This is a genomic window from Nitrosomonas supralitoralis (genome assembly GCF_003011925.2).
Lineage (GTDB): Bacteria > Pseudomonadota > Gammaproteobacteria > Burkholderiales > Nitrosomonadaceae > Nitrosomonas > Nitrosomonas supralitoralis.
On the sequence record NZ_PXXU01000006.1, the window covers coordinates 1 to 16,994 of the forward strand.

General features: G+C 43.9%; 18 protein-coding genes and 1 tRNA gene. 15 read left to right on the plus strand and 4 right to left on the minus strand.

Features of this window, described 5'->3' with window-relative positions; all coding sequences use genetic code 11:
- Positions 1 to 118: 118 nt before the first annotated feature.
- From C7H79_RS02875 to C7H79_RS02910, 9 genes are all read left to right on the plus strand, one after another.
- Positions 119 to 499, plus strand: a complete 381-nt coding sequence (locus C7H79_RS02875) for a hypothetical protein (protein ID WP_197714584.1) — start codon at positions 119 to 121, stop codon at positions 497 to 499.
- A gap of 167 nt (positions 500 to 666) precedes the next feature.
- Positions 667 to 2,013 (plus strand): tyrosine-type recombinase/integrase, encoded by a 1,347-nt coding sequence (locus C7H79_RS02880; protein ID WP_106705794.1) that lies wholly within the window; start codon positions 667 to 669, stop codon positions 2,011 to 2,013.
- Between the two features lie 85 nt (positions 2,014 to 2,098).
- Complete coding sequence (locus tag C7H79_RS02885) at positions 2,099 to 2,278, plus strand: hypothetical protein (RefSeq protein WP_106705795.1); 180 nt, start codon at positions 2,099 to 2,101, stop codon at positions 2,276 to 2,278.
- 21 nt (positions 2,279 to 2,299) lie between these two features.
- Positions 2,300 to 2,485, plus strand: a complete 186-nt coding sequence (locus C7H79_RS17630) for a hypothetical protein (RefSeq protein ID WP_147383559.1) — start codon at positions 2,300 to 2,302, stop codon at positions 2,483 to 2,485.
- A 99-nt stretch (positions 2,486 to 2,584) separates the two neighbouring features.
- Complete coding sequence (locus C7H79_RS02890; RefSeq protein ID WP_106705796.1) at positions 2,585 to 3,112, plus strand: hypothetical protein; 528 nt, start codon at positions 2,585 to 2,587, stop codon at positions 3,110 to 3,112.
- Between the two features lie 172 nt (positions 3,113 to 3,284).
- Positions 3,285 to 3,491, plus strand: a complete 207-nt coding sequence (locus C7H79_RS02895) for a hypothetical protein (protein ID WP_106705797.1) — start codon at positions 3,285 to 3,287, stop codon at positions 3,489 to 3,491.
- A 4-nt stretch (positions 3,492 to 3,495) separates the two neighbouring features.
- Positions 3,496 to 3,801 carry a helix-turn-helix domain-containing protein gene (locus tag C7H79_RS02900; protein ID WP_106705798.1) on the plus strand — a complete coding sequence of 102 codons (306 nt, stop codon included), beginning with the start codon at positions 3,496 to 3,498 and terminating at the stop codon, positions 3,799 to 3,801.
- Positions 3,798 to 4,715, plus strand: a complete 918-nt coding sequence (locus tag C7H79_RS02905) for a hypothetical protein (protein ID WP_106705799.1) — start codon at positions 3,798 to 3,800, stop codon at positions 4,713 to 4,715. Before C7H79_RS02900 ends, C7H79_RS02905 begins: the two co-directional genes overlap by 4 nt.
- The gene (locus C7H79_RS02910) at positions 4,708 to 5,343 is read left to right on the plus strand and encodes a hypothetical protein (RefSeq protein WP_106705800.1); all 636 of its coding nucleotides are present in this window, start codon (positions 4,708 to 4,710) and stop codon (positions 5,341 to 5,343) included. The genes C7H79_RS02905 and C7H79_RS02910 overlap by 8 nt, the downstream gene beginning before the upstream one ends.
- A 76-nt stretch (positions 5,344 to 5,419) precedes the next feature.
- On the opposite strand, the gene C7H79_RS17840 is transcribed toward C7H79_RS02910, so the two are convergent.
- Complete coding sequence (locus C7H79_RS17840) at positions 5,420 to 5,575, minus strand: hypothetical protein (protein WP_172592335.1); 156 nt, start codon at positions 5,573 to 5,575, stop codon at positions 5,420 to 5,422.
- A gap of 248 nt (positions 5,576 to 5,823) precedes the next feature.
- On the opposite strand from C7H79_RS17840, the gene C7H79_RS02920 reads away from it, so the two are divergent.
- Both C7H79_RS02920 and C7H79_RS02925 read left to right on the plus strand, forming a co-directional pair.
- Positions 5,824 to 6,234 (plus strand): P27 family phage terminase small subunit, encoded by a 411-nt coding sequence (locus C7H79_RS02920; RefSeq protein ID WP_106705802.1) that lies wholly within the window; start codon positions 5,824 to 5,826, stop codon positions 6,232 to 6,234.
- A 284-nt stretch (positions 6,235 to 6,518) separates the two neighbouring features.
- Positions 6,519 to 7,640, plus strand: a complete 1,122-nt coding sequence (locus tag C7H79_RS02925) for a PEP-CTERM sorting domain-containing protein (RefSeq protein ID WP_106705803.1) — start codon at positions 6,519 to 6,521, stop codon at positions 7,638 to 7,640.
- Between the two features lie 821 nt (positions 7,641 to 8,461).
- Here C7H79_RS02925 and C7H79_RS02930 read toward each other — a convergent pair.
- Positions 8,462 to 8,538 (minus strand) — tRNA-Met (locus C7H79_RS02930).
- A gap of 447 nt (positions 8,539 to 8,985) precedes the next feature.
- On the opposite strand from C7H79_RS02930, the gene C7H79_RS02935 reads away from it, so the two are divergent.
- Positions 8,986 to 10,134, plus strand: a complete 1,149-nt coding sequence (locus tag C7H79_RS02935) for an HD domain-containing phosphohydrolase (RefSeq protein WP_106705804.1) — start codon at positions 8,986 to 8,988, stop codon at positions 10,132 to 10,134.
- An 18-nt stretch (positions 10,135 to 10,152) separates the two neighbouring features.
- Here C7H79_RS02935 and C7H79_RS02940 read toward each other — a convergent pair whose 3' ends face one another.
- Together C7H79_RS02940 and hemF are read right to left on the minus strand one after the other, a co-directional pair.
- On the minus strand, positions 10,153 to 11,400 hold the full coding sequence (locus C7H79_RS02940) for a dicarboxylate/amino acid:cation symporter (protein ID WP_106705805.1): 1,248 nt from the start codon (positions 11,398 to 11,400) through the stop codon (positions 10,153 to 10,155).
- A 7-nt stretch (positions 11,401 to 11,407) separates the two neighbouring features.
- Positions 11,408 to 12,304 carry an oxygen-dependent coproporphyrinogen oxidase gene (gene hemF / locus C7H79_RS02945; RefSeq protein WP_106705806.1) on the minus strand — a complete coding sequence of 299 codons (897 nt, stop codon included), beginning with the start codon at positions 12,302 to 12,304 and terminating at the stop codon, positions 11,408 to 11,410.
- A gap of 286 nt (positions 12,305 to 12,590) precedes the next feature.
- On the opposite strand from hemF, the gene aroC reads away from it, so the two are divergent.
- From aroC to C7H79_RS02960, 3 genes are all read left to right on the plus strand, one after another.
- Positions 12,591 to 13,760 carry a chorismate synthase gene (gene aroC / locus C7H79_RS02950; RefSeq protein WP_106705807.1) on the plus strand — a complete coding sequence of 390 codons (1,170 nt, stop codon included), beginning with the start codon at positions 12,591 to 12,593 and terminating at the stop codon, positions 13,758 to 13,760.
- 565 nt (positions 13,761 to 14,325) lie between these two features.
- Positions 14,326 to 15,525, plus strand: a complete 1,200-nt coding sequence (locus tag C7H79_RS02955; RefSeq protein WP_106705808.1) for an ABC transporter permease — start codon at positions 14,326 to 14,328, stop codon at positions 15,523 to 15,525.
- Positions 15,526 to 15,715: 190 nt separating this feature from the next.
- On the plus strand, positions 15,716 to 16,963 hold the full coding sequence (locus C7H79_RS02960) for an OprO/OprP family phosphate-selective porin (RefSeq protein WP_242447110.1): 1,248 nt from the start codon (positions 15,716 to 15,718) through the stop codon (positions 16,961 to 16,963).
- Positions 16,964 to 16,994 lie beyond the last annotated feature (31 nt).

The window sequence follows — 16,994 nt, forward strand, 5'->3', positions numbered from 1 at the left end:
AAACAAAAACTCAAGCGCTTCTGTAGTGAAAATAGTGCTTGATAATAGTTAATAGCGTAAAAATAAAATTGTAAAAAAAGTTGTATATACAGAAGAAACCAGAACAGAAGGAGCAGACTTGCTCAGAGGCCTAATTGATCAGATTGTGCTTACGCCCAAAGCGTCTGGAACAGAATATGCCTGCGACTTGCTTGACGACCTTGCCGGAATTTTAATAGTTGCGGCTGGTAAGCAGCAAAAGATCAGCGATAACGATCCATTGTTGCAGCAAGTCAAAATGATGACCGAAACAGGTGATCAAAACCTTGGTTGGCAGGATAAATCTTGTACTGACGAAAATTCAGAAGGAGGTTTTTTAGACAAGAGTGAGATGGTTAATCTAAATGCACATTCATTCCGTAAAGCTGAATTCTCTGGAAATCCGCATGAAACGGCTATTCACAGCAAGGATAAGCTGGTTGCGGGGGCAGGATTTGAACCTACGACCTTCGGGTTATGAGCCCGATTATAATAGTGTTTATTGGTGTTGATCGGTATTCGTATAAATAATTAAAACCTTTAATAACAATATAGTTATAAAAACTACCCTTTTATTTGCGTTGATTAATATTCAGTTGTATACTGCAAAAGCGGTTACAAAACGGTTACAAATCTTAGGGTGGAATAATGGCAAGAATAAAATTCACGGCTGGTCGTGTTAGTGGCTTTAAATGTCCTGATGATGCGACACAAGCATTTTTATGGTGCGATGAAGTGCCCGGTCTTGCTGTACGAGCTACACCCGGATCAAAGCGAAATCGTTATATTTTCCAAGCCAAGGTTAACAAGCAAACACGACGAATTACCATTGGTGATGTAAGCGTCTATAGCATTGACGATGCAAAAAAAGAAGCCCGTCAACTTCAAACCATGATTGATCAAGGTGATGATCCACGCGAAGTTAAGGCAGATAAAGCCGCTGCAAAAGCAGCCGCCGCCGCTATCAAAAAAGCGCAGGAAACACGCGAAACTCTGACGGTAAGTTCGGCATGGGTAAATTATCTAGATTACCAAAAAGACAAAATGCAGCATGCTCATATTGAACGCGGGAAACGATGGGGAGCGCGTCATTTAATAGATCATGAAAACCTATCACAAGCCGGAGGCGAACCAAAGAAGCGCGGAAAAGGATTAAAAGCACAAGGAGTGCTGTACCCGCTATTGCAGATGCGTATGGTTGATATTAAAGCCAATGTTTTGAAAGAATGGCAGAGGAAAGAAGCGCAAACACGAGCAAATAATACACGCCAAGGCTTTGAAATGTTCCGTGCATTTTGGCGTTGGTGTGCATCACAGCCGGAATATAGCGCGGTTATCGATCCGCAAGCCGTGGAAAGTAAAGATTTGCGTGATGAAATACCCAGCCGGAAAAGTAAACAGTTTGATGTACTGCAAAGGGCACACCTTCCCGGATGGTTTGCCGCCGTTCGATCACTTAACCCCGTTATTAGTGCATACCTTCAAGCCTTGTTATTGACCGGTGCGCGACGTGAAGAAATGGCAGGCATAACTTGGCAGGATGTAGACTTTCAATGGAGTAGTATATGGGTTAAAGACAAAGTACATGAAGAGGGCAGGAAGATTCCATTAACGCCCTATCTTGCCAACTTAATAACTGCTTTACCACGCCGCAATCAATGGGTTTTTAGCAGCATGTCCGCAGCCAATGGCCGGATAGCAGAACCACGCATTCCCCATAATCGAGCCTTATCAATTGCTGGATTGCCACCAGTTACCTTGCATGGGTTGCGACGCACTTTTGCCAGCCTTGCTGAATGGGTGGAAATGCCACGAGGTATTGTTGCACAAATCATGGGACACGCACCAAGTGCAACGGCTGAACGTCACTATATTAATCGCCCCCTTGAATTGTTGGCAGTATGGCACGGAAAGTACGAAACATGGATATTGCAGGAGGCAGGAATAAAATTTACACCTGGTAAGGCCGGTTTAAGAGCAATAACCGCCACCTGACGGAATCAGGCAAAAGCGGGGTTATCAAGTGTTATAGCACTTGAGCCCCTAACCACAACGCAACACTAATATGGAGTGTCAAATCATGGCTAGAAAAGATTTTACCTCAGAAGTACAAATCAGGGGAATTAATGGGGTATGTGATACTAACAATATATTGATGGAATTATGGAAGCGAGTCGCCCCATCATTAACTAAAGAAGAATTGCAGTGGTTTTCTGGGGCTTCTGATTATGCTGAAAGTATAACTATCTCATTACAGTAAACAATTGTTGGTATTGGTTGTTTGGTTTTTGCAGATGGTAGTGCTGGTAATTTTAAATCTAGCGAAGATATACCAGATTTACTTTTTAAAATTGATAATTCACTAAACCAAATTCGCTGTCTCTATAATGTTGGGAAAAATGCGGATGAACAATTGAAACACCCAGAGCTTTATCGTGACTCGAAAGATATCAAATCAGTTAAGTAATTTTTAGCGGCACACCTCCTTTAGCCTGACGGGGCGAAAAGCGGAGACCTTCACCGCCTGGGGGGGTTAATATGAAGGCGAACTGAAAGGGGTACAGTAATGGCAGAAAAAGATGGTTTGCAAGAATCTATCCGCATACTAACAAAAGAATGGCCGTCGGAAGATACTGATTTTTTTAACGTAAAGATTACGGCAATTGAATCTTATATACCCCCAGGAAGCCAACACAAAGATGCAATTAAAACCATGGAATCTGCCAAATTGGCTCGTAAGTATGGATATTCTGATAAAGGTTTGATGTACATATTAGAAGCTGAATCTGCAAGAAAAGATTTTTTGCTTTATGACGCGGCAGTCAAAGGAGGACTATTTACCCGTCCGCTACAACGTGGGATTGATAGGCTAAGCAAGATTCTGCTTGAGATTTTAAAGCAGTTGGGTAAGGAAGTATCTTCAAAGGATGTTTTAAAAGAATTGCGAAGAATAGCGGAAGACCGTTTGCCTAATGCAGTAATTTTAGAAGTTGATGATGATAACTCTGTTTGCTGGAAGAGTAAAAAAGGTATTACAGATACACCATTCAGACATCTTGAAAACCGTTTGTCAAAACTACGCAAAAAAATTTAATTTCATTTTCACGCTTTCCGACAAAGCGTGAAACCACTTCATTAATATACAAACATCAACACCGCAACATAGTTGAAAATACCGCTGTATTCATTAATAGCGTGACAGGTGAAACTAGATAGACAGCGGACACCAAGTCACGCAAAAACGCCGTGAGGCGCAGGAGAAATAAATGACCCTAAATGTTTTTCCACCATTAGATTCAAACACACAGCCCACTTTACCCACAGACGCAACCGCATTTTACTTAAATAGAAAATCGCAAACACTACGTTCCTGGGCATCCTTAGAGAACGGTCCCATACGTCCGATACGTATCAATGGGCGTCTTGCCTGGCCGGTGCGTGAGATTAAGAAAGTTTTAGGCGTGGAGGTGTAATATCATGGTTGAAAACACCGCCAAAGCGCAGCGTATGCGCATTCTTGCTTATCTCCATACCAAACCCCTTGATACATTAGCCGCACGCAAAGAGCTTGATGTGATGCACCCGGCCGCACGTGTAATGGAACTGCGTAAGGGTGGAATAGGAATCAACACAATTTGGATAGACCGGCCAAGCGATTGCGGAAAAATTCACCGTATTGCTTGCTATGTATTGGTTGGAGCGGGAACAACCGCACCAACCGATAAAGGCAAAATCGGAAAGGAAGCCGACAATCAAGAGCATAGCATAGAGGGTAATTTATGAAAACCTCCATTCAATTAATAAAAGATAAATCATTTTATCAGGCTGGCTTGATAAAACGTAGAAGACGTACAAAAGCACAGCTAGATCAGTTAGATAATCAGATTTTTGAGGCGTTAAAGAATGATCATCCTCAAAGTGTGAGACACATTTATTATCTAATGACCGATCCGAGATTAGCAGAATGTGTTCCCAAAACTGATGAGGGTTATAACCAAGTTCAAGATCGTTGCGTGAAGTTACGTCGATCAGGCCGCATTCCATATGCCTGGGTAGCTGACATGAGCCGACGAGGCTATTTTGTTAATACTTATTCCAATGCTAGCGAATTTATTTCCCGTATGGCTGGGCTGTATCGGTCTGATTTATGGGCAGATGCAGATTACTGTTGTGAAGTCTGGTGTGAATCCCGAAGCATTGCCAGCGTTATCCAGAAAGATTGTACCGAGCTGGCAGTTGATTTATTTCCAACAAGCGGTTTTGCAAGCTTATCGTTCGTTAACAATGCAGCAGAACAGCGCAATCGTTCCAATGATGAGCGCCCCTTAATTATTCTATACGTAGGTGATTATGATCAGAGTGGGGTACTTATAGATGTAAAACTGGAAAAAGAATTGCGCTTGCATCTTAATAGCAATATCGATATGCAGTTTATTCGTTTGGCAATTAATGAAAGTCAAATTAAGCAATATGACTTACCTACGAAACCCCGCAAAGTAAGTGATACCAGATCAAAACATGTAACCGCTACCGTTGAAGCCGAAGCAATGCCTGCGCATATTTTGCGTAAATTACTTAGAACCAACATTGAAAGCTTACTTCCAAGAGGTGCACTACAGGCTGCAAAAGTAGCTGAACAATCAGAACGTGAAGGGCTGAAAATTCTTGCAAAGAACTTGCGAGGTGCTCATGAGTAAGAAACCTAAAAAGCCAGCTGAAACCTTTACAGGAGGGTTTTCACGCATCCCTCATGCTGTTATGGATAGTCAGGCATTCATAGGGTTATCAGATCGCGGCAAATCGCTTCTATTCGCGTTGATAAGGCAAATCAATGGTAGTAACAATGGAAGGCTGCAATTAACATACAAATGGCTTTCTCAGCATGGTTGGCAATCTAATTCAGCAAACAGAAAAGCGATAGCCGAACTTATTGAACGAGGATTGATTGTATCTACTCGCCTGGGTGGCTTGAATGCTGGCTGCAATTGGTATGCGGTGACATGGCTTCAAATCAGCAGCTATGTAGGATTGGATATTTCAAATCAGACCTACAAGCAAGGTGCATGGGCTGACTGCAAATTGCCACCTATCGGCAGGAGAACCCCACCTCAAAAACAAAATACCCAGGCCGGTAGCCGGACTAGTGCAAGGCCGGTGGTCGGCTCAGGTGAGCAATTCACTAGGCCGGTGGTCGGCTCAGAAAAGACAGTTTTTGACCAATTCACTAGGCCGGTGTACGGACACAATGTATCTATACCATATACACCACGGGAACACAGTAAGAGAAGAGTAGTTGGTAAACCGCTGAAAGGGGTAATTCAGTGATGGCTAATTATGAAAAGTGCAAAAGATGCGAGATTCGATTCTTGATGGTTAGATTTCTGGATTACCGCACTTCTGGCTATTGCACATGGGAATGCTCAATTGGTGAACCGCCTGGAGCTCCCACGGCTGAAAGTATGGCATGGAAAGATAAAATTTCAGTGCATTCATTAAGGGAGAGAATGCCGGAACCGCCAAAGAATAATGTGGCCGTCAGGAAATGGAAATTTGACATGGTGCATTATCCACCGTCCAAAGGCTGGCAGATTGAAAATTGGAGGTGGGTAGATGAGGCAAAGAGGTCATGCCCCCTTCAGTCTTCAGAGTAAAAAACTCAAAGTACCGCCCTTAGCATTTCTTTTAATAATCATAACCAAAAAAAAATTCAGAAAGTGGGCGGCCTTGGATCTTTAGAGAAAAAAAACTTAAAGTATCGCATCGCTCCCATTTATTTGCACAGTCAATTGAAAAAAAGAGGTTAGTATGAGACCACGAAAGCCACAAACTTTAAAAATAGTTTCAGGGACCGCAAGAAACGATCGTCTTACTGAATCAGTTAAATTTCCACTTATTGTTGATATGCCGGTCTCACCTGATTGGCTACCTAATGCTTATGCTGTTAATGAATGGAATAGACTCGTACCGCTCTTAATGGCCAATAAACTGCTTACTGAGGGAGCTTTATCTGCTTTGGCAATACTTTGCTCACTACATGGGAAGATAGTCCAGTTATATTCGACTGGTGACACTCCTACCGGCCACATGATTTCACAGTATAGAAATCTTATTAATGATTTTGGTTTGACTCCTGTTTCACAAGGAAAGGTTAAAGCATTTGGGGGAGAGGATAAACCAAATCCATTTGCAAATAATGGTAAGCATCCTAGTGCCTAGTCTTGTAGGTTTTGATTTAACGCTAGCTAAAAATAAATAAAAACAAAACTACCACGTCAGATATTAAGCATGATTAATCTCTGAATTAGAGCGTTTAAGGGATGATAGAAGTATTAATTAGTGATATATTTTCTAAAGCAACATTCTTGAAAAGGAATTAACCGACTCAAGCTCCAATTCAGAAGAAGATGAAGCTCAAAAGAAGTAGCGGGCACAAGGAATCAATATATTTTCAAAAAAAATGTCACTGTCGCTGTAAAAACAAGAATAATTAGGGAGTCATTATGAATAAATTAACACTAGGGATCGTAGCTGCGATCCTCTCAACGTCTGCAAATGCGGAATATAAGTTTATTGATTTGCATTTCAATGGCGCTCATCCAAATAGCCAAGCATTAGCCATCAATGATCTCAATCAAGTTGTAGGGTTTGAGTGGGTTAAAGATGGCCCAGTTACCTGGCAAACTCCAACCTTATGGGATGTAGAAAGTAAAACATCAACTTACTTGTTAACACCGAGAAATAACCGTGATGCAAAAGCATTAGACATAAATAATAGAGGGGATGTGGTTATTAGGGCATCTGATAATTTTGATCCAAGCGTGTCTGGTTACATACATAGGTCTGATGGTATTGAAAAGCTCAGTTTCCCATCAGGTATGCCAAACGGAGTTTTGAATCTTGATCTTAATGAAAATGGATATTTCATAGGTACAACATCTAGATTCACAACAACATTATGGAATAGTTCAAACAAGCCAATAGCTGTATATAACATCAAAACAAATGCTTTAAATGATAGAAACCAAATGGTTGGTCAAATTGATATTGGAGGACCAAGCCATGAAACAACAGCGGCACTATTTGATGTCGGTGTAACCGTAAGTTTAGGCAAAGGATATGACTGGATATTTAGCTCTAGAGCGGTAGATATTAATAATAATAGTCAAGTTTTAGTTAACGGTATTGGTTTTTCTGGAGGATCAAAATCATTTATTTGGGATGATGGCGCCGTTAGATCGTTACAATCAATAGGAGGGCCATCTCAAGCAAATTCTATTAATGACTTCGGTATCGTTGTTGGAAATAAGTTTGTAGACAGAGGATATAATTCTGAGATATTGGATTCAGCAGCGGTTATATGGGATGGACATAATCAATACAATTTAAATGACTTTCTCGACCAAGAGACTAAAGATGCTGGCTGGATTTTACTTTCAGCGAATGATATAAATAATAACGGTTGGGTTGTTGGTTATGCGATTAATACGATAACAGAGGGAGGTCACGCCTACGCGTTATCAACCGATGAGATGCTTTCACCAATACCCGAGCCATCCACTTACCTCATGCTGCTGGCGGGTCTAGGTTTACTGGGGTTTGTGGGGAGAAACAAACAGTTATAAGTAAGTAATCTAAGAAGCATCGAACTAACCCTGACGAGCGGGTTTTTATTGCTTTATTTGATAAGTTTTTTCCTACACCAAGACTATTTTGAGCAAAAATGAGAAAAGTATTTATCAATTTAATCTTTAAGTGGTTTAATTTATTGGTTGGTCTGGCTGAATCCGAAACAGCGATCAAGAGATTATGAGTCCTATTTCAATCAGTATTAATAACTAATATCAAGATTGCAATCTAGGTATTTAAAGCAGATGATGGTTGTTATTGCTTTTCACTGATTCTTACTACAAGAGTAACCAGAGGGATTCTATTGAACCCCCCTGGCTTTCGTGGAGGGGTACACGAAGCGCAAATATAAGCGCATTCTTTATATCGGCACTGGATCGAAAAAATTATGCATTCAAGAGAATTAATAATTATTTTGAGATAAGTTAGCCACCGCACAGAAGATAATTAAGAATGACGGATAATTGCGGCTGTGATCATTTATATTCTTGCCCTATAAAAAATTCACTTCCCTTCCAAATGGCGCGTGTAAATCTCCCCCCAGATTGCACGCGCTATTTCTTATGGGCGAAACTGTGCTATGGGTTAAAAGAAGTTTAATCCTCCTTTAGGTTAACTCTTCCCTCACAGTTTTGCCCACTCCATTCAATCAGGTATAAATCAATATACCCTAGTGGCAAATTTGCTACAAATCGAAACAGGCAAGACTAGTGATAAACTATTTAGGAAATGCATAAATGCGGTTACAAAATGGTTACAATCCTCAAGAAATGAAAAAAGCACTTATGGTTATTATCCTATAAGTGCTTGTTTTATTTGGTTGCGGGGGCAGGATTTGAACCTACGACCTTCGGGTTATGAGCCCGACGAGCTGCCAGACTGCTCCACCCCGCGTCAGAAGCGGAATTATAACACAAGCAATTGCATAGCAGTCAATGAACATCTTTGTTCTATTCTTTTATTTTTGAAAAAATTCTCATCATTGTGAAAAAAAGCATTCCATTTCGTTTCTTTATGATGTTGCCAAGTGATTTCTTTTCTCAGTACTGAATCAATAATCTGAGAACACTACTAACAATCCCGGTTAAACGCGCTTGTGGCGACTGACCACGCCGGTAATAGGACCATAGGCAGAACGCCACAAAAAATTATAGCAATCGGAACAGAAGCTTTTCTGCAGTGGTTATACAATTCGGATGCTTAATCTAGCACCACACGTTCATGAAAATTCGTCTAAAATGACGTGAAAATTTATTGCCTTGCCTCAATAGATTCACACTCTTTGCTGAATGGGCGGAATAGCAAAGGCTTTACTGCCTCACATCTGATGGAAGGAATGTCATGCAATCGGAAGAAGATCTGTTTACACATCAGGACACGCTAGCCAATTTGCATGAAAATTTGCCGCTGACAGAAAAGTTGCGCTTCTTGCATCAGGTCATGCGTGAGGATTTTCCCTTCATTGATCGGCTCTCTATTGCTTTGTATGATGAAAAAACCGAGATGCTCAAGACCTATACGCATAGCACCGAAGGCAACGAAAGTCCGGTGACTACCTACGAGGCACCGCTGAGTGCAGCGCCATCATTGTCGAGTATTATCGAACATCGCCGCCCGCGCCTGGTGCAGGATCTCAATATTTTTTCTCAGGGTACACATGAACATACCAAACGAGTAGCTGCTAAAGGATATAAATCCAGCTACACGATGCCACTCTATCAAAGTGGTGTTTTCGTAGGGTTTCTTTTTTTTAATTCGCTGCAAGAACATCCATTTACCCCGCAGACACTGCGTCAGATTGATATTTACGGTCATTTGATCGCTTTGATGGTCATCAGCGAATTGACTGCCATTCGCACTTTATTGGCTGCAGTCCGTGCGGCTCGAAGCATGACGCATTACCGTGATCTTGAAACGGGTTCGCATATCGACCGAACGGCCCACTATGCACGCCTGATTGCACGTAAGCTCGCATCCAGTTATGGCATTACCGATGAGCAGATTGAACATATATTTCTGTTTTCACCCATGCATGATGTTGGCAAGATTGGAATTCCAGATAATATTCTGCGCAAACCCGGCAAATTAGATGCGGCAGAATTCGATATTATGAAAACCCATCCGGTAAAAGGGCGCGAAATCATCGATTCCGTGCTGGATGATTTTGGTCTGGGGGCGTTTGGCCACACCAACATTCTGCGAAATATCGCTGAATATCACCATGAGGCAGTAGATGGCAGTGGTTATCCCGATGGCTTGAAAGGCGAAGAAATTCCGATAGAGGCACGCATCAGCGCCGTTGCGGATGTGTTTGATGCATTGACTTCGCGCCGCTCGTATAAAGCACCATGGAGTAATGAAGAAGCTTTTGCGGTATTAAGGCAAATGTCCAATTCCAAACTGGATCGTGACTGCGTTGCAGCATTGATCAATAATGCTGATAAGGTTCTGGAAATACAGCAGCGCTTTCGTGACAATGATCTGATTTAGTAATCCCAAGAACTTAAACTATTTACCAAGCTTATCTTTATTGATCCAATGCTGCACCACCAGGCTTCCTACCATATCCCCTTCCACATTAACCGCAGTACGAAATGTATCAAGTATACGATCAACGGGTAACAATATTGCGATCGCTTCAACCGGTAATCCGACAGACTGCAATACTACTACCATCGTCACCATACCAGCGCTTGGAATGCCTGGTGCACCGATTGCTGCCAGCATGGCAGTCACAAATACAATCAGTTGTTGCGAAAAGCTGAGTTCAATACCAACCAGATTTGCAATAAACAAGGCAGCAACCGCTTCATACAGTGCTGTGCCATCCATGTTCATAGTGGCACCCAGTGGAATTACGAATCCGGCAACATCACGTTTGACATGCAAATGCTGTTCAGCGCAGCGTAATGTAACCGGTAACGTTGCGGCGCTGGAACTGGTCGCGAAAGCAGTGATCAATGCCTCGCGCGCGCCCAGCCAGAATTTGAGGGGTGTCATGCCGGTAGTGAGATAGAGAATCATTGGCAGCACTACCAATCCGTGCAGCAAAGTGGTTCCCAGCACTATCCCTACAAACTTAATCATCGTTGACAGCAATCCGGCATCTTGCGTAGCTATCAACTGCAATACCAAGGCCATAATTCCAAGTGGTGCGAGGCGCATAATCCAGCCAACCAGCATCAGTATCAATTCCAGAAACTCTTGCATCAATGTCAGGATGTTGCGATAACGTTCCCCACCCACTACCAAGGCAATGCCCAATAACAAAGCAAATAATACCACCGCTAGCACGTTGCTTTGCGCTAAAGCAGCGATCGGATTTTGAAACAGTGAACGCAGGAATTGTGCAAAAAAATCAGGTAACGACATTTGTGTTGCCTGAAAACCCTGCATCGCATCCTGGAACATTGCAATCTGTAATTCGCCCCCAGGCTGCAGCAAGTTGGCGGAGGTCAGTCCCAGAATCAGTGCAAGCATCATCGTAGAAGTAAAGAAAATCAGCGCTACCTGCCAGACGCGATTCATTTGCCGATGTGTACGTAAATTGGCCACCCCGACAACGATCGATGTAAACACTAATGGGATCAGTATCATACGCAATAAATCAGTAAATAATGTACCCACCAGTTTTGCAATATACAGCCCACTTTGTGTGATAGCCGATTGCTGCTCCAGCGCTGTGAACCAGAAACCCAGTAATGCACCCGCTACAACGCCGAGAAGGATTTGGTTATTAAGTGATATTGTGTGCATGGATTGATTACACCCAATCCTTACTAATCAGAAAGTCCGTATATAATTTTTCCTCAGCGCTACCTGCCGCTGGTTTCCAGTCATAGCGCCATTTTACAATTGGCGGCAAGGACATCAGGATGGATTCGGTGCGGCCACCGGATTGTAAACCAAACAAAGTTCCGCGATCCCATACCAGATTAAATTCCACATAACGTCCACGCCGATAAGCCTGAAAATCCCGTTCGTGATCGCCGTAAGACGTATCCTTGCGTTTTTCCAGTATTGGACGGTAAGCGTTGAGAAAGTTTTCACTCACATTACGTATGACCTTAAAGCAGGTATCAAAATCAGGTTGATTCAAATCGTCGAAGAACACACCGCCGATTCCGCGAGGTTCTTTGCGATGTTTCAAGTAGAAATACTCGTCACACCATTTTTTAAAGCGTGGATAACAATCATCGCCAAAAGGTTGCAGGGCGTCCTTGCAAGTTTGGTGAAAATGAATCGCATCTTCTTCATATCCATAATATGGTGTCAGATCCATACCGCCACCAAACCACCAGACGGGTTCTGCGCCTTTCTTGTGAGCTTCTAAATAGCGCACATTCATATGTACGGTTGGCGCATGTGGATTGCGCGGATGCAATACCAGCGACACACCCATTGCTTCAAATGAACGGCCTGCTAATTCAGGACGAGCCGCCGTAGCTGAGGCGGGTAATCCGGCACCATACACATGGGAAAAATTGACGCCACCGCGCTCCAGCACATTTCCTTCTTCAATGACACTGCTCATGCCGCCGCCACCTTCCGGACGATCCCACTGATCTCGTTTGAATGTTTTGCCGTCCAACTGCTCCAGTTCGCTGATGATATTGTTTTGTAAATTAATAAGAAATTCTATGACTCGTGGCGTATTCATGCAAAACCCTGATTTTATTGGATTAATCAAATCCCGTATGCGTCGGACAATAATTTACTTAAGATATTCATGCATCAAATTATTTCTGCATCGGTCAGTTAATCGCATTTTAGCGCAAGGTATAGCAAGAGGAATGAATTTCATTCCTGATCTGTTGCAAGTTTAACCTTGATGACTTACATAAATCAGGCAAGAGGCGAAGCTCAAATGCTCCTTTCAGAGCCAAAAAACTCAAGTACATATGATAGACTCGCACCATTATCCTTAACCCAACAATAGCAATTATATGTCTGGTAATACATTTGGCACGCTTTTTACTGTCACTTCATTTGGTGAATCGCACGGCCCTGCAATCGGGTGCATTGTGGATGGCTGTCCTCCCGGGCTAACCATCAGCACCGAAGAGATCCAACTTGAATTGGACCGGCGTAAGCCTGGAACATCGCGTCATGTCACGCAGCGGCGGGAATCCGATACGGTAGAAATTTTATCAGGTGTATTTGAAGGGCAAACCACTGGCACACCCATTGCATTGTTGATACGTAATGAAGATCAACGCAGCAAGGATTACAGTAAAATCATGGATACGTTTCGTCCCGGCCATGCGGATTACACCTACTGGCAGAAATACGGAATTCGCGATTACCGCGGCGGCGGCCGCGCATCGGCGCGTGAAACCGCGGTACGTGTCGCGGCCGGTGCGATTGCAAGAAAGTGGTTGCACGAAAAATACGGCATTGTGATTCGTGGCTATATGGCGCAACTGGGACCGATCGAAATTCCATTCAAATGTTGGGAGGATATTAGCCAGAATCCTTTTTTTATTGCTGACAGCAGTTATGTCAATCAATTGGAAACATTCATGGATCAACTGCGTAAGTCCGGCGATTCGGTCGGAGCCAAAATCAGCGTGGTAGGGCAGGGGGTGCCGGTCGGTTGGGGCGAACCAGTGTATGACCGTCTGGATGCTGAAATCGCCTACGCTATGATGAACATCAACGCGGTAAAAGGCGTCGAAATCGGTGCGGGTTTTGACAGCGTGACGCAAAGAGGCACCGAACATTCGGACGAAATGACACCGAATGGTTTCTTAAGTAACAATGCAGGCGGTATTCTGGGGGGTATTTCAACTGGTCAGGATATCATCGCTCATGTTGCGATCAAGCCTACATCCAGCATTCGCATCGGGCGGCGTTCAATTGATAAGAACGGCAATCCGGTCATCGTCGAAACGCACGGTCGACACGATCCGTGCGTGGGTATTCGCGCCACGCCGATTATCGAAGCCATGCTCGCACTGGTACTTATGGATCATGCTTTGCGCCACCGCGCGCAAAATGCCGATGTACAGTGCAAAACACCCAAAATTCCCGGTAGTCTGAATGCTGCACAACAATCTACAGCGGTTGCTCAAGCACTGGCGAGAGAAGACCCTGAGCCTGAAGAAGATATGTAGGCGTGAAGGGAGTGCATGGGCTCTGCTATTCAGGTAATCTTTCTAACTATTGATTTGGGAATAGTATTCAGCCTTGATTCCGGTTTGTTTTGCGAGCATTGTCCCGACCTCATGAGTTTACCGGTGATTTGACACCCTTGGTCACATCAGGTCATAAACCAACAGTGCAGGATAGTATGTTTGATGCTCCAGTGATTGCACAAAGCACCTTTTGTTAAGTGTTGCTCAACTTGTTGCGCCAATTGCCATACTGCCTACTTTAATCTTGCCATTCCAGGTCGCGCCATTGAAATTATAAGTCCATAATAAGCTATCAGTGCCGACAACAAACTAGTAGTCCTGAGATCATTTTGACGCAACTTGTAGCTGACCTGAAAATATCACTCAATAGACATCCGACTACTCTAATTCGCCGCACTCCAAGCACCTCTACTAAAACGATATACAAATCTTATGCAGTTAGCCACCAGCGCAAATAAGTTTTCAGAAATACAAACAAATCACTATCTTGGTACACTCTCCAAAATGGGAAAGTCGATTTTTTAATTGCGGCTTTAAGGACATAATGAACACCATTGATATTTTTTATTTTGCCTTCCGGTCGCTAATAGCCCATCGCCTGCGTACTATATTATCAGCGTCTGGAATCGCCGTTGGAATTGCCGCGGTCATTCTCCTGACTGCAATTGGCGATGGTGTGCAGCGTTTTGTGTTGGCTGAATTCACCCAGTTCGGCACTAATATCGTTACGATCACACCGGGGAAAATCAATACACATGGTGGTTCTCTGGGTGCTATCGGCAGCGCGCGATTATTGACGATAGAAGACGCGATGGCGCTGAAACAGAGCCGTTACGCAGAATATACTAACGCCAGCGTAATCGGCAATGCAGAAATACGTGCGCAGGGCCGGAGCCGACGTGTAACCGCATATGGTCAGGGGCCTGATTTTGCAAGAGCATTTAACATGCAGGTCGAAATCGGACAATTTTTGCCCGATGATGATCCGCGTAATCCTCGTGCGTATGTAGTACTTGGTGCCAAAGCACGCACGGAATTATTCGGTGATACCAATCCTCTTGGAAAACTGGTGCAAGTTGGGGGAACGCGCTTTCGCGTTATCGGTGTGATGGCATCCAAGGGTCAAGTGCTCGGCTTTGATTTTGATGACACGGTTTTCATACCCACGACTCGAGCATTAGAAGTGTTCAATCGGCAAGGTGTGATGGAAATTCAATTTTCATACTTATCTGATGCAACGGTGCAGATTGTTGTCGAAGATATCCAGCGCATCCTGATCGCGCGTCATGGACGCGAGGATTTTACAGTCAAATCACAACAACAAATGCTCAGTACCTTATCTACCATTTTAAGCATATTAAAGTTTGCCGTTGCTGCGCTGGGCGGTATTTCTTTGATCGTCGGTGCCGTCGGCATGGTTACACTGATGCATATTGCGGTTTCCGAACGTGTGTCGGAAATTGGTCTGCTTACTGCCTTAGGCGCGACACGTGCACGCATCCGCATCTTATTCTTGCTGGAATCTATTGCGCTTTCTACGTTGGGTGGACTGGCAGGATTGCTCATCGGCTCTGGTATTTCCTGGCTGCTCAAACTGCTGATCAGCGACCTGCCGGTGAATATTCCATGGGATTACGTGCTTGGCGCCGTGTGCATATCGATGCTGATTGGCCTTGCTGCGGGTGTAATTCCGGCCATGCAGGCGGCAAAATTAAATCCGGTCGATGCATTGCGCACGGACTAGCCGGCAAGAGCTATCTAAACATGATCCTTATCTGCACCACTTCAGGTACAGCAGCATTTGTGCTCTGAAGCTGAAATATATAGTCTGGATATGCTTTATTCGTTCTAAAATTCCAAGATGCCATTCGTCACAATCCAATTGGTATATGAAGCGTACTTTAAAGTTTTGTAGTCTCATAATACTGACAAATATGAGCATTGGCTCATGTCTTGCGGTTAATTTTACCTACAATGGTGGTCCTAGAATCAAGACCGATGATGGTAATTTTGAAATAGGGTTGAACGGTCGTGGACACTTCGATGTACATTCATTATATCCAGATCAGGAGAGCCCAGAATACCCGGCATTTGGCAGCCAGCTTTTGAATGACAATGATCGTGAGGGCTTCAATTGGCGTAGAACCTACGCCACGATCACCGGAAAAATATACGGTGTTAATTTCAAGTTCGAAAACGACTTTGCAGTCAATGCGACTACCGCCTTCCCGCACAGCCTTCGAGAAGCCTGGTTGGCAACCAAACTAGGGTCTGGCCAGCTTACCATCGGACAATTCAAGCCGTATCGGGGATTGGAAGAAATAACCAGCTCCAATGAAATTACCCTGATGGAGCGACCATCGACGTCATCTACCGGAATCTATAACAGTCGACAATTTCTAACCGGCATTGGCTACCGGGCAATGATCAAGGATAATCTGGGTTTTGGCATTCATGTGATGAGTCTGTCGCATTTTGGTTTACCTCTGGAAGGCATTAGCTTTGGCGGCCGCGCTGTCTGGTTGCCGATTGACAGACAAGGTCACATTCTACATCTTGGATTTTCTGCCAGTCGAGATACCGCGAACAAAGACTCGCTGGCAGCCGGAGCCGTCGATGTTTATGGCGGGCGTCAAGGTATCCATCAGTCCTTGGGAGTCGCTGGAACCAGTGTTGACTCACCCAGTCACAATAGCCAATCGACTTTTGCCGCAGAAACAGCGTATACCCTCGGGTCGCTCATGCTACAAGGCGAATACGTCATCTCAAAACTCGATAATACCCATCAAACATCTGGGAGCAGCAGGGATTCAACTGTTCAGGCTTTCTATGTGCAGGCGAGCTGGTTTCTAACCGGGGAAACTGCAGTTTACAAGAAAGAACGTGGGGCTTTTGGCAAGCCCCAGCCCAACGGTCAATGGGGTGCGCTAGAATTTGCAGCACGTTACGATCTTGCGGAAAACTTAAATCAAAGCCTCATCGCAGACCCATGCAGGACTGGCACGTCAAAATGTCAGATTCAAGTCGTCACGCTGGGTGTGAATTGGTACCCCCGTACGAATATCCGGTTTATGCTGAATTACTACTTGACCGATGCCCTGATTGGAAATGCCGGTATTGGTACACCAACACGTACAGATCATTTTTCAGTGCTTTCATTCCGAACTCAAGTTAGTTTCTAATATACTAATAAGATAGATACAGATACTCTCT

Bases quoted from the DNA above. Each gene is read 5' to 3' on its own strand.
- C7H79_RS02880 (WP_106705794.1), top strand. From the start codon at position 667: ATGGCAAGAATAAAATTCACGGCTGGTCGTGTTAGTGGCTTTAAATGT.
- C7H79_RS02885 (WP_106705795.1), top strand. From the start codon at position 2,099: ATGGCTAGAAAAGATTTTACCTCAGAAGTACAAATCAGGGGAATTAAT.
- C7H79_RS02890 (WP_106705796.1), top strand. From the start codon at position 2,585: ATGGCAGAAAAAGATGGTTTGCAAGAATCTATCCGCATACTAACAAAA.
- C7H79_RS02895 (WP_106705797.1), top strand. From the start codon at position 3,285: ATGACCCTAAATGTTTTTCCACCATTAGATTCAAACACACAGCCCACT.
- C7H79_RS02900 (WP_106705798.1), top strand. From the start codon at position 3,496: ATGGTTGAAAACACCGCCAAAGCGCAGCGTATGCGCATTCTTGCTTAT.
- C7H79_RS02905 (WP_106705799.1), top strand. From the start codon at position 3,798: ATGAAAACCTCCATTCAATTAATAAAAGATAAATCATTTTATCAGGCT.
- C7H79_RS02910 (WP_106705800.1), top strand. From the start codon at position 4,708: ATGAGTAAGAAACCTAAAAAGCCAGCTGAAACCTTTACAGGAGGGTTT.
- C7H79_RS17840 (WP_172592335.1), bottom strand. From the start codon at position 5,575: ATGTCAAATTTCCATTTCCTGACGGCCACATTATTCTTTGGCGGTTCC.
- C7H79_RS02920 (WP_106705802.1), top strand. From the start codon at position 5,824: ATGAGACCACGAAAGCCACAAACTTTAAAAATAGTTTCAGGGACCGCA.
- C7H79_RS02925 (WP_106705803.1), top strand. From the start codon at position 6,519: ATGAATAAATTAACACTAGGGATCGTAGCTGCGATCCTCTCAACGTCT.
- C7H79_RS02935 (WP_106705804.1), top strand. From the start codon at position 8,986: ATGCAATCGGAAGAAGATCTGTTTACACATCAGGACACGCTAGCCAAT.
- C7H79_RS02940 (WP_106705805.1), bottom strand. From the start codon at position 11,400: ATGCACACAATATCACTTAATAACCAAATCCTTCTCGGCGTTGTAGCG.
- hemF (WP_106705806.1), bottom strand. From the start codon at position 12,304: ATGAATACGCCACGAGTCATAGAATTTCTTATTAATTTACAAAACAAT.
- aroC (WP_106705807.1), top strand. From the start codon at position 12,591: ATGTCTGGTAATACATTTGGCACGCTTTTTACTGTCACTTCATTTGGT.
- C7H79_RS02955 (WP_106705808.1), top strand. From the start codon at position 14,326: ATGAACACCATTGATATTTTTTATTTTGCCTTCCGGTCGCTAATAGCC.
- C7H79_RS02960 (WP_242447110.1), top strand. From the start codon at position 15,716: ATGAGCATTGGCTCATGTCTTGCGGTTAATTTTACCTACAATGGTGGT.